Origin of the sequence: Nocardiopsis ansamitocini, from assembly GCF_030268225.1 — a bacterium.
In the GTDB taxonomy this organism is placed as follows: Bacteria; Actinomycetota; Actinomycetes; order Streptosporangiales; family Streptosporangiaceae; genus Nocardiopsis_D; species Nocardiopsis_D ansamitocini.
In genome coordinates this window covers 238,318-249,676 of the sequence record NZ_BSQG01000006.1, presented here as the reverse complement: position 1 = coordinate 249,676, position 11,359 = coordinate 238,318, and the positions used below count along the sequence as shown (strand labels likewise).

Genomic DNA, 11,359 nt, shown 5'->3' with positions numbered 1-11,359 from the left:
CCAAAACAAACTTGGCTGTAAGTAAATAAACACGCGCTGTTGAGTTCTCAAAAAGCAACCGCTTAACCGTCTACAAGCATTCCCAGCGGGCCAGGCCCGCGTGTCACGCTCTTCGTATCGGTGCGGCATTGTTTCCGCTTAGTTTTAAGTCTTTCCGAGTGAGACTCTATCAGAGTTTCTCGTTTCGGGCCAACCCTTCAAGCTTACTCCTGATTTCTTCCCTGTCAAGTACCAGGGTGTCTTCCGGAGTGATTCTCACTCTACCGCCTGTCCGAGCGTGCTCGGACCGAACGTTGTTCGAGTGAGGTGAACCGGCTCGCCCGCGTCCTGTCGGCCGCGTTCGTTTCGCTCGGTTCCACCAGAGTACCCGCTCTCAGCAGTGCTTCGTGCGGTTTCTCCAGAGTGTCGCCCGTACCTCCGGGCCTGGCTTTTTCGGCCTGCCCGGCGTTCCCGGCGACGTCTACGACTCTAGCGGAGGTTTGGAGCCCCTCAGGACGGGACAGTAACCGTTGTTGGGGCGAAAACGGTTGCACCCGCCCCACCCCTCCGGTGTCCCGACTGGTCAGCCCCTCGGTTACCGACCCAGCGGTCGGAGCTACAGTTTTTCGAGCGGCGCGAATTTCACCATCAGGTCCTTCTCCCCGATGTCCGCACCGAAGTCGATCCGCGCCTTGGTCCGGTCCCCGGCCCCGTCGACGAGCACCACCGTGCCCATGCCGAACGAATCGTGGTTCACCTTGTCCCCCGGGCTGAGGGCAGGCACGTCACGCGAGGGCTTGCGGGGGGCGGCCTTGGCCATGCGGGGCGGCGCCTGGACACGCGCGATCGAGGATTCGGCCCTGCGCCAGTCGACCAGTTCCTTGGGAACCTCGTCGAGGAACCGCGATGCGGGGTTGTAGGCGGGCGTTCCCCATGCGCTGCGCACCGCGGAGCGGCTCAGGTAGAGCCGTTCCTGCGCGCGGGTGATCCCGACATAGGCGAGCCGCCGTTCCTCCTCCAGGGCGACCTTGTCGCCGAGCGTGCGCATGTGCGGGAAGACGCCGTCCTCCATCCCGGTCAGGAAGACCACCGGGAACTCCAGCCCCTTCGCCGCGTGCAGCGTCATAAGGGTGACCACTCCGCCGTGCTCGTCGGCGTCGGGGATCTGATCGGCGTCGGCCACCAACGCGACCTGCTCCAGGAAGTCCACGAGGGTGGCCTCGACCGGCTCGCCGGCCTCCGGTCGCTCCTCTCCATCACCGTCGTCAGCGGTCGGCGAACCGGCGAAGGACCCCTCGAACTCCCTGGCGACCTCGACGAACTCCTCAAGGTTCTCCAGCCGGCTCTCGTCCTGCAGATCCTTGGAGTTGGCCAGTTCGCTCAGATAGCCCGTGCGTTCCAGCACGGCCTCGACGATCTCGACCGGGCTGCTCGTCGGAACGAGCGCCTCCAGCTCCTCCAGCAGCGCGGTGAATTCTTTGATCGCCTTGAGGGAACGGGTCGCGATGCCCGGTGCCTCGTCGGCCCGGCGCAGGGCACGGGAGAAGGAGATCCGCTCGCGTGCGGCGAACAGTTCGACGACCGCCTCGGCCCGGTCGCCGATGCCGCGTTTGGGGACGTTGAGGATCCGACGCAGACTGACCGTGTCCTCGGGGTTGGCCAACGCCCGGAGATAGGCCAGGACGTCGCGGATCTCCTTGCGCTCGTAGAAGCGCACCCCGCCCACGATCTTGTAGGGAAGTCCGGTCCGGATGAACACGTCCTCGAACACCCGGGACTGGGCGTTGGTCCGGTAGAACACCGCGACCTCGCCGGGAGCGCACACCCCGTCGTCGGTGAGCGTGTCGATCTCACCGACGACGAATGCCGCCTCGTCGTGTTCGTTGTCGGCGACGTAGCCGACGATGGGCGGACCGTCCCCCCGGTCGGACCACAGCTTCTTGGCCCTGCGCTCGGAGTTGCGCTGGATCACCGAGTTGGCGGCCGTGAGGATGTTCTGACTCGACCGGTAGTTCTGTTCCAGCAGGATCGTCGTAGCGTTGGGATAGTCCCGTTCGAACTCCAGGATGTTGCGGATGGTCGCCCCGCGGAAGGCGTAGATGGACTGGTCGGCGTCCCCCACCACGCACAGTTCTGCCTGCGGGACGACGTCGTCGGGCCCGCCCGTCCCCACGAGTTCGCGCACCAGTTCGTACTGTGCGTGGTTGGTGTCCTGGTACTCGTCGACCATCAGGTGACGGAAGCGACGCCGGTAGTGCTCGGCGATGTCGGGGAACATCTGGAACAGGTTGACGGTGACCATGATGAGGTCGTCGAAGTCCATCGCACCCGCCTCGTGCAGGCGCTGCTGGTAGAGCCGGTACGCCTCGGCGAGCTTCTTCTCCTGCTCGGTCTGCGCCTGGTCGGCGAAGGTGTCGTAGTCGACCAATTCGTTCTTGAGGTTGGACACCTGTGCCGAGAAGGACCGGGGCGGGAAGCGCTTGGGGTCGAGGTCGAGTTCGCGACAGACCAGCTGCATGAGCCGCTGGGAGTCGGCGGAGTCGTAGATGGTGAAACTGCTGGGGTAGCCCAGTCGCCCGGCCTCGCGGCGCAGGATGCGCACACAGGCGGAGTGGAAGGTCATCACCCACATCGTGTTGGCGACGCGGGCTCCCAGGATCTTCTCGATGCGCTGCTTCATCTCGGCCGCGGCCTTGTTGGTGAAGGTGATCGCCAGCACTTCGCCGGGGCGGACCCCGCGCTCGGACAACAGGTGGGCGATCCGGTGCGTGAGCACACGGGTCTTGCCCGAACCCGCACCCGCCACGAGCAGCAGGGGGCTTCCGGCGTGCGTGACGGCAGCGCGCTGGGGCTCGTTCAGACCTTCGAGAAGCTGTTCTTGGGAGGACACCCCACCTAGGGTACGGGCGCCGCACGGGATCGGTCCCCGCACTCGGGGGTGTCATCCGGCAGCACCTGAGCCATCCCGCCTGGAAGCGCACCGAACTGCGGCAATAGCATCGCCATCGGAGCCACGGGCAGAAAGGCGGTTCAGCGAGTGCGCGTGTTCGCGGGAGGGTTCCGGATCGCGATCGTGACGGCGGTCGTGTTCGGGGTCGGGACGGAGATGTGGCAGAGAGGGCTGTGGCCGCCGCTGGTCTTCTTCACCAACCAGAGCAACATTTTGCTGGGGATGTGCATGGCGGCCTCGGCGTGGGCGGTACTGGCCGGCCGCGCAGGACCGCCGCCGTTCGTCAGAGCAGGCGTCACCTTCTTCGTGCTCATCACCGGGCTGGTCTACAACTTCATCCTGACCGACGGCCCCGACCTGGCCGCGTTCTCACTCGCCGATTCCAGCGATCTGCTGCATCTGGTCACTCCGGTCATGGCCGCGGTGGACTTCCTGCTGCTCGACGAGCGGGGTGGGCTGCGGGTTCGCGACGCCGTCCTGTGGTTGGCGTATCCGTTGGCCTACGTCGTGTTCACCACGGTGCGCGGAATCGTGCTGCCCGAGAGCGATTACCCGTACTTCTTCGTGGACGTGTCACTGGCCGGCTACTCCGGGGTGGCGGGCAACGCGGTGCTGCTCGCGCTGGCGTTTCTGGTTCTGGGCCTCTGCCTGGTGGGCGCGGACCGGCTGTTGGGCCGGATGGGGGCCGGTACCGGCCCGGACAGCCCGACCGGTCGGGTACCGGCTCTAAGCTCTGACCCGTCGAATCAGTAGTTTTTTGGGGGTAGATGTGCGGGTCTTCGTGGACTGCGATCCGGGGATCGACGACGCGCTGGCGCTGGCTTACCTGGCCGCCTGCGCCGACGTGGAGATCGTGGGCGTCGGCACCGTGTACGGCAACAACTCCGTAGAGATCACCACGGACAACGCGCTTCGGCTGCTGGCACTGTACGGACGGCCCGAGGTGCCCGTCGCCGCGGGGGCCGGCCGGCCGCTGGTACAGCCGCCGAACCTGGCCGGGCACGTGCACGGCGAGAACGGGCTGGGCGGTGTGCGGGCACCGGAGCCCACCGCACGACCGGTGGACGAGTCGGCCGCGGAACTGCTGGTGCGCCTGGTCCGGGAATCTCCCGGGGAGATCGACGTGCTGGCGGTGGGACCGCTGACGAACCTCGCACTGGCCCTGGCCTTGGAACCGAGGCTCCCCGAGTTGGCCGGGCGGGTGGTCGTCATGGGCGGCGCCGTGCAGGCACCGGGCAACGTGACCGCGTGGGCCGAGGCCAACATCATGAACGATCCCGAGGCGGCCGAGGCCGTGCTGGGTGCCGGGTTCGACCTTTCCCTGGTGGCGCTGGACGTGACGATGCGCACCCTGGCAGGCGGCCGATGGTTGGACGACCTGGCAGCCGTGGCAGGCGAGCGCGCCGAGTACACGCACCGCTTCCTGGACTTCTACGTGGGGTTCTACGAGAGCGTCCTGGGCGAGCGCGCGTGCGCCATGCACGACCCCCTGGCCGCGGCCATCCTGGTGAACCCGGAGCTCATGGTGGTGGAGTCGGTGTCGGTACCGGTCCGCGTCGAGCTCAACGGAGCACACACCCGTGGGGCGACCGTCGCCGACCTGCGCCCCCGTCCCCGTGCGGACGATCGGCCCGCGGTGACCCTGGTGACCGAGGTGGACGCGGACGGATTCCTCAAGCGCATGCTGGACGCCCTGCGCTGACCTGCCGGGGCAGGGGCGGGGGCCGGTGCGTCACCGGGGCCGGTCGCACGGTGACGCGGCGGCCGGCAGGGGGCGCGTCGGCCGCAGGGCGGGGTCAGACCAGTTTGCGGGCGGTCGCCCAGCGGCTGAGCTCGTGACGGTTGGAGAGCTGGAGCTTGCGCAGGACCGAGGAGACGTGGGTCTCGACGGTCTTGACGGAGATGAACAGCTCCTTGGCGACCTCTTTGTAGGCGTACCCCCTGGCGATGAGGCGCAGGACCTCGCGCTCGCGCTGGGTGAGCCGGTCGAGCTCGGGGTCCATGGGAGGCGCGTCGGTGGCGGAGAAGGCGTCCAGGACGAACCCCGCGAGCCGGGGGGAGAACACCGCGTCGCCGTCGGCTACCCGCACGATGGCGTTGGCCAGTTCCTTGCCCGAGATGGTCTTGGTGACGTAGCCGCGTGCGCCGCCGCGGACGACACCGATCACGTCCTCGGCGGCATCGGACACCGACAGTGCGAGGAAACGGATCTCGGGGTGCTTGGCCAGCACACGGCGCAGCACCTCGACTCCGCCGCCCCCGGGAAGATGGACGTCGAGCAGGACGAGGTCGGGCTGGTGCTCGACGATGACGCGGACCGCGCTGTCGACGTCGCCGGCCTCGCCGATGACCTCTACCGCGTCGCCGAGTTCGCCGCGCACACCGCTGCGAAAGAGCCGGTGGTCGTCCACGATGACGACGCGCGGGACCCGCCCGGATGCAAAGGAGTTTTCGTCTACCACGGGCTGGACTCTACCCTTGCCGGCTCGCCCACGGGCGCCCGGTGCCGGACTCGGCCACCTCCGGGCACCACCGCTGATGCGTGAACGGGTGCGGCCCCCGCCCTACCTGGTCTCGGCACCGCGGGGCATCCGCAACTGGACTTCGGTGCCTTCGCCGGGCGCGGTTCGGATGCGGGCGTTCCCGCCGTGGCGTTCCATCCGTCCGATGATGGAGCCGCGTACGCCCATCCGGTCGGCGGGGAGGTCGTCGAGGTCGAAGCCCTCCCCCCGGTCGCGGATGAAGACGAGCACCTCGTCGGGTTCGACCTCGCCGAACACGGCGACGGTGTCCACCCCCGCGTACTTGGAGGCGTTGACCATTGCCTCGCGGGCGGCCTGGAGGGTGGCGCGGACGCCGTCGTCAATGGGGCAGTCGCCGACGCACACGACCTCGATCGGTACGCCGTGGGCCTCCTCGACTTCGGCGGCAACGCGTTCGAGTGCGGGCGAGACGGTGGTCTCGGCGTCCGCGGGGCGCTGGTAGAGCCAGCTTCGCAGCGCCCGTTCCTGGACGCGGGCCAGCCGCTGGACCTCGCGCGGGTCCTCCGCCCGGCGTTGGATCAGGGTGAGGGTGTGCAGTACCGAGTCGTGGATGTGCGCGGCGAGTTCGGCGCGTTCCTGGCTGCGGATTCGCTCGCGGCGCTCCTTGTCGCGCTCTCGGACCAGGCCGACGATCCAGGGGGCGGCGATCAGCGCGATCCCCGAGAGCAGTGCGATGGCGAAGGTCAGGCCGGCGCGGGCGTCACTCAGCTGCTGTTGGAACGCGAGGAAGCCGATGACTCCGGTGATGACCAGCAGGACCCCGGCTCCGGTGCGCGCCCAGCCCTTGCGGCCGCGGAAGGGGGTGCTGGCAACCCACTCGTCACGCTGGGCGGCGTTGGCCTGCTGCCAGAGGATCGTGCCACCCAACGCGCCGAAGACGAGGAACCACAGCAGCGGATCGAACACGCCGCCGAACAGCAGGAACAGCACCCCCATGCCGGTGGCCAGCGCGATGTAGGCGAGCAGCTGGCTGATGTCGCGGCCCTTTTTCCGGGCGCGCGCCTTGACGTCGAGAGGGTCGGAGGGGTCGGTTGTCTCCGGCTCGGTCGGAACCACCAGGGTCAGGGTGATGTAGACGGCGATGCCGATGCCTGCGGTGGACAGGGCGAGCAGCGCCAGGCGTGCGACGACGGGATCGATCCCCAGATGCCGGGCGAGCCCGGAGCCCACACCGGTTACCAGGCGGTCGTTTCGCCCACGGTAGAGCTGTGGTGTCTCCCGCTCCGTCGCCGTCGTCAACCGTCCCCCATCATTGTGCTCGCGCTGCCGCCCTACCAGGATGCCGCGCCCGTCGACGCGGTCGCATCAGGGGCACGCCCCAGCTTTGCGGACCGCCGGTTCAGGGTGGGGTCAGGGTGGTCCCCGATGGGAACCGCCGGCGGTTGGGGCGACGATGGGGACATGGAGGATCGTGAGTCTGCTGCCGGGACCGGCCAGGGCGCGGCTCCGACCGGGGTGGCCCCCCCGGAAGGGGACGGCGCCGAGCGCCTGCTGCGCAAGGACGACGTCAACGGTGTGGTGACCGGTGTCGCCGCCGGGTTGGGCCGCTACACCCAGACCGACCCGGTGGTGTGGCGGACGACGTTCGCGATCACCGCCCTGGTGGGCGGTACGGGCCTGTTCCTGTATATCGCGGCGTGGCTGTTGATGCGCGACTCGCGCGGTGGGCCGGCGATGGCCGAACAGCTGCTGGGCGTACGGCTGCTGGGCAAGGCGGTCGTAGCGCTGTTGGGTGTGGGGCTGGCGGTCGCCACTGCGTTGAGCCTGGTGGGCGGGTTCGGCTGGGGAACGCTGGTGTTGGCGACGCCCTTGATCCTGAGCGGGTTGAGCGCGCACAACCGGGGTGTGGATCTTCAGCAGACCGCCCGGGACCTCCCCGGGTGGCTGAAGGCGACCGGTCCGCCCCCCGCCGCGCCGGAGCCGGAACCGACGGCCTCCTACTACAACCCTGCACAGCCGTGGGCTGCGGCGCCGGCCGGACCGGTCGACCTGGCGTTGGTGGGGCGTCACGCGGCGGAGCACAATGCGGAGGCGACGGAGGAGGAGAGCGACGAGGACACCGGTTCCACCCCGGGCTGGGGCACGGGGTCCGACGCGTGCCGGAAGGGACGGGGAGCGTCGCTCCTGATGGCCGCGCTGTGGTTGGTGGCGGGGCTGAGCATCACGACGTTCGTAATGGTGGGCGGGGTGTCGTGGTCGTCGCTGATCGCCCCTGGGACGGGGCCTCTCTACCTCGGCGGGGTCGTGTTGCTGCTGGGCGCCGTGCTGGTGGTCGGTACGTGGGCGGGCGATGGCCGAGGGGTGAAGACGGTGGCGACGGTGGCGACGGTGATGGCGGTGGCCGCTTCGACGACCGATCTGACGACGATGCGTTTCGGTGACGCGCCCTGGGGTCCGAGCACGGTGGCACAGGCCGAGGAGGGGTTCGCCTTGACCGCGGGAAACGCCGATATCGATCTGACGGGGATTCCTCTTGAGCCGGGCCAGGAGTTGGCGGTACGCGCACGGGTCGGCATCGGGACCGTCGAGGTACTGGTACCAGAGTCGGTGCGGGTCGTGGTGAACGCTTCATCCGGTGTGGGAGAGGTCAAGGTGGGTGACATGGAGCGGTACGGGGTGGACAACCGGTTGACCGAGACCGTGGAACCGGTTGGGCACGACCCGTCGGCGACGTTGGTGATCGACGTGCGATCCCAGGTGGGGACAGTGGAGGTGCGCCATGTCGCGTCGTAGAACCGACTGGGCGTCGCTGACCGCGGGGCTGCTGTTCGTCATGCTGGGTCTGGCGTTCGTCGTGCAGGGCTCGACCGGTTGGTGGTTCAGTTCCTTGTGGCTGCTTCCGGTCCTGGGGGCCGGGTTAGTCGCCGTGGGCACGGTTCGTACGGTGGGCCGGTACCGGGAGCGGCGCGAACTGCGGCGCCAGGGCGGACGGTGAGCACACGGTCCTGGACCCGCGGGGGTGCGCGGCGCGTGGGTCCTCGGCCCGGCCCGTGGGGACACGCCTCCACGACACACCCGTTTGTGTCGATATGCGACCATGTGGTATTGGTGTGTCGCCAGAGGAACCGCATAGCCCAGCCCGACGCCGGGCGGCCCGGTGCACCGGATCACTAAAGAAGACCTTTCCAGTAGGAAATATGGTTAACTAAGTTTATGCACGTCACCTCGATTGGGAACAGGGTGTGGCATCGGAGCGAAGTCTTTGACGAGGGGTGTCGGCGGCGCTGAACGCGACTGCTGAACCGTCACCGCCGACCTCGGAGAAAGACAGCCTCACATGACCATCGCCGACTCATCCGCGCGCGTCCTCGGCCCGACGCCGCTGACCCTCGACGAGCTCGTAGAGCTCACCCGCGAGACCGCCGAAGAGGTGCGCGCGGGTCTGCACGAGATCCAGTTCGACGCGAGCGACCGCTGGTCGGTACGGCTGCGCAGCGAGACCTACGCCGACGTCTGGCTGATCAGCTGGACGCAGGCCCAGTCCACCGAGCTGCACGACCACGCGGGCTCGCTGGGCGCACTCACCGTGGTGGACGGCGAGCTGACCGAGCGCGTGTGGCGCGTACAGAACCGCGGTGACGCGGGCCTGCGCGAACGCGGGCTGACGACCGGACGCAGCGTCGGCTTCCCCGTGGGCTACGTGCACGACGTGGTCAATATCGCCGAGGCGCCCGCGGTCAGCGTGCACGCCTACTCACCGCCGCTCACGGCGATGTCGTACTACCGGGTGGACGAGGCGGGTGCGCTGCGCCGCACGCACAGCGTCCTCACCCATGTCCCGGAACCCGACGCCCCGCCGCTGGACGCAGTGCCCACCAACGGAGCCCTCGCATGAGCGCGATCGACCGCCTCCTCGACCAGCGCCGTGCCGGACTGGAACGGCTGGACCCCCACGAGGCACACGCGGCGTTTGCTGCGGGCGCGCTGCTGGTGGACACCAGGCCGGTGGAGAACCGCGCGACCGAGGGCGTGATCCCCGGCGCCCTGGTGATCGATCGCAACGTGCTCGAATGGCGCTTGGACCCGACCAGCCCCGACCGTGTTCCCGAAGCCGACAGCCCGGACCTGCACATCATCCTGTTCTGCAACGAGGGCTACGCCTCAAGCCTGGCCGCGGCGAGCCTGCGCGAACTGGGACTGCACCGGGCGACCGACCTGGTCGGCGGGTTCCGTTCCTGGGCGGCGGCCGGACTCCCGGTGCGCTCCGCACCCCCGCACTGATCGGGGCCTCGTTGCGGCCGAGGAATTCGGCGGGAACGAGACCCCGATCGACGGCACGTGGCCGCTACTCCCACTCGATGGTGCCCGGGGGCTTGCTGGTGACGTCGAGGGTCACGCGGTTGATCTCGCGGACCTCGTTGGTGATCCGGTTGGAGATCACGGCGAGCACGTCATAGGGGACGCGTGACCAGTCGGCGGTCATGGCGTCCTCGCTGCTGACCGGACGCAGCACGACCGGGTGGCCGTAGGTACGGCCGTCGCCCTGCACCCCAACGGAGCGGACGTCGGCCAGAAGCACGACCGGGCACTGCCAGATCTCGCGGTCCAGACCTGCGCGCGACAGCTCCTCGCGGGCGATGGCATCGGCCTCGCGCAGGATGTCCAAGCGCTCTGCGGTCACCTCACCGATGATGCGGATTCCCAGGCCGGGGCCGGGGAAGGGCTGGCGCCAGACCATCTCGGCCGGCAGACCCAGCTCCTCGCCGACCCTGCGCACCTCGTCCTTGAACAGTTCGCGCAGCGGCTCGACAAGGGTGAACTGGAGGTCGTCGGGGAGCCCACCGACGTTGTGGTGGGACTTGATGTTGGCGGTACCGGTACCGCCACCGGACTCCACGACGTCGGGGTACAGGGTGCCCTGCACCAGGAACTCGACCTCGGCGTCGCCGTCCCCGGCCTCGGCGACGACCTCGCGGGCCGCCTGCTCGAAGATCCGGATGAACTCGCGTCCGATGATCTTGCGCTTCTCCTCGGGGTCGGTGACCCCGGCGAGCGCACCGAGGAAGCGCTCCTGGGCGTCGACGACCTTGAGCGCGGCCCCCGTTGCGGCCACGTAGTCTTTCTCGACCTGCTCGGCCTCACCCTTGCGCAACAGGCCGTGGTCAACGAAGACGCAGGTCAACTGGTCGCCGACCGCACGCTGGACCAGCGCTCCGGCCACGGCGGAGTCGACACCGCCGCTGAGTGCGCAGATGACCCGCTTGGTGCCGACCTCGGCGCGAATGCGCTCGACCTGCTCCTCGACGATGTTGACCATGGTCCAGGTGGGCCGGCAGCCCGCACCCTCGTAGAGGAAGTGACGCAGCACCGCCTGGCCGTGCTCGCTGTGCAACACCTCGGGGTGGAACTGGACACCGAAGAAACCCTGGTCGGGAGCTTCCATCGCCGCGACGGGGGCACCGGTGGTACTCCCGACCACCCGGAAACCGGCCGGGGCCTCGGAGACGGAGTCACCGTGGGACATCCACACCGACTGCTGGGGGGGAAGGGTGTCGAAGAGGACGGTGTCGGTGGCGACCTCGATCTCGGTGCGGCCGAACTCCGAGAGCCCGGTCTTGGCGACGGTACCGCCCAGCGCCCTCGCCATCACCTGGAAGCCGTAGCAGATACCGAAGGTGGGCACCCCGGTCTCGAAGAGTCCTTCCGGGGCCTGGGGGGCGCCGTCGGCGTAGACCGAAGAAGGGCCGCCGGAAAGGATGATGGCCTTGGGGTTCTTGGCAAGCATCTCGGCGACCGGCATGGTCGAGGGGACGATCTCGCTGTACACGTGGCACTCGCGAACCCGTCGCGCGATCAGCTGCGCGTACTGCGCGCCGAAGTCGACGACGAGAACGGTGTCGAACGTGCTGTCGGCAGCACCGGCAACGGACACGTAACGGCCTTCCAG

10 protein-coding genes are annotated in these 11,359 nt (G+C 68.6%); 6 read left to right on the top strand and 4 right to left on the bottom strand.

Features of this window, described 5'->3' with window-relative positions:
• Window positions 1-595: 595 nt before the first annotated feature.
• Window positions 596-2,869 carry a DNA helicase PcrA gene (gene pcrA / locus QSJ59_RS18340; RefSeq protein WP_285760847.1) on the bottom strand — a complete coding sequence of 758 codons (2,274 nt, stop codon included), beginning with the start codon at window positions 2,867-2,869 and terminating at the stop codon, window positions 596-598.
• Window positions 2,870-3,016: 147 nt separating this feature from the next.
• Between pcrA and QSJ59_RS18335 the strand changes: the two genes are divergently transcribed.
• Both QSJ59_RS18335 and QSJ59_RS18330 read left to right on the top strand, forming a co-directional pair.
• Window positions 3,017-3,682 (top strand): Pr6Pr family membrane protein, encoded by a 666-nt coding sequence (locus QSJ59_RS18335; RefSeq protein ID WP_285760846.1) that lies wholly within the window; start codon window positions 3,017-3,019, stop codon window positions 3,680-3,682.
• 16 nt (window positions 3,683-3,698) lie between these two features.
• The gene (locus tag QSJ59_RS18330; RefSeq protein ID WP_285760864.1) at window positions 3,699-4,631 is read left to right on the top strand and encodes a nucleoside hydrolase; all 933 of its coding nucleotides are present in this window, start codon (window positions 3,699-3,701) and stop codon (window positions 4,629-4,631) included.
• Window positions 4,632-4,725: 94 nt separating this feature from the next.
• Here QSJ59_RS18330 and QSJ59_RS18325 read toward each other — a convergent pair whose 3' ends face one another.
• Together QSJ59_RS18325 and QSJ59_RS18320 are read right to left on the bottom strand one after the other, a co-directional pair.
• Entirely contained in the window at window positions 4,726-5,391 is a 666-nt protein-coding gene (locus tag QSJ59_RS18325; protein WP_285760845.1) for a response regulator, read from the bottom strand.
• 102 nt (window positions 5,392-5,493) lie between these two features.
• Entirely contained in the window at window positions 5,494-6,711 is a 1,218-nt protein-coding gene (locus QSJ59_RS18320; protein WP_285760844.1) for an ATP-binding protein, read from the bottom strand.
• A gap of 162 nt (window positions 6,712-6,873) precedes the next feature.
• Between QSJ59_RS18320 and QSJ59_RS18315 the strand changes: the two genes are divergently transcribed.
• The 4 genes from QSJ59_RS18315 (at window position 6,874) to QSJ59_RS18300 (ending at window position 9,693) form a co-directional block, all read left to right on the top strand.
• On the top strand, window positions 6,874-8,205 hold the full coding sequence (locus QSJ59_RS18315; RefSeq protein ID WP_285760843.1) for a PspC domain-containing protein: 1,332 nt from the start codon (window positions 6,874-6,876) through the stop codon (window positions 8,203-8,205).
• Window positions 8,192-8,407, top strand: coding sequence for a hypothetical protein (locus QSJ59_RS18310; RefSeq protein WP_285760842.1), 216 nt, complete (start codon window positions 8,192-8,194; stop codon window positions 8,405-8,407). The genes QSJ59_RS18315 and QSJ59_RS18310 overlap by 14 nt, the downstream gene beginning before the upstream one ends.
• A 342-nt stretch (window positions 8,408-8,749) precedes the next feature.
• Entirely contained in the window at window positions 8,750-9,307 is a 558-nt protein-coding gene (locus QSJ59_RS18305; protein ID WP_285760841.1) for a cysteine dioxygenase, read from the top strand.
• Complete coding sequence (locus tag QSJ59_RS18300) at window positions 9,304-9,693, top strand: rhodanese-like domain-containing protein (protein ID WP_285760839.1); 390 nt, start codon at window positions 9,304-9,306, stop codon at window positions 9,691-9,693. The genes QSJ59_RS18305 and QSJ59_RS18300 overlap by 4 nt, the downstream gene beginning before the upstream one ends.
• 64 nt (window positions 9,694-9,757) lie before the next feature.
• Here QSJ59_RS18300 and guaA read toward each other — a convergent pair whose 3' ends face one another.
• Window positions 9,758-11,344, bottom strand: a complete 1,587-nt coding sequence (guaA, locus tag QSJ59_RS18295) for a glutamine-hydrolyzing GMP synthase (RefSeq protein ID WP_285760862.1) — start codon at window positions 11,342-11,344, stop codon at window positions 9,758-9,760.
• Window positions 11,345-11,359 lie beyond the last annotated feature (15 nt).

Excerpts from the sequence above, each read along its gene's own strand:
- QSJ59_RS18315 (WP_285760843.1), top strand. The coding sequence starts at position 6,874 with ATGGAGGATCGTGAGTCTGCTGCCGGGACCGGCCAGGGCGCGGCTCCG.
- QSJ59_RS18305 (WP_285760841.1), top strand. The coding sequence starts at position 8,750 with ATGACCATCGCCGACTCATCCGCGCGCGTCCTCGGCCCGACGCCGCTG.
- QSJ59_RS18300 (WP_285760839.1), top strand. The coding sequence starts at position 9,304 with ATGAGCGCGATCGACCGCCTCCTCGACCAGCGCCGTGCCGGACTGGAA.
- QSJ59_RS18310 (WP_285760842.1), top strand. The coding sequence starts at position 8,192 with ATGTCGCGTCGTAGAACCGACTGGGCGTCGCTGACCGCGGGGCTGCTG.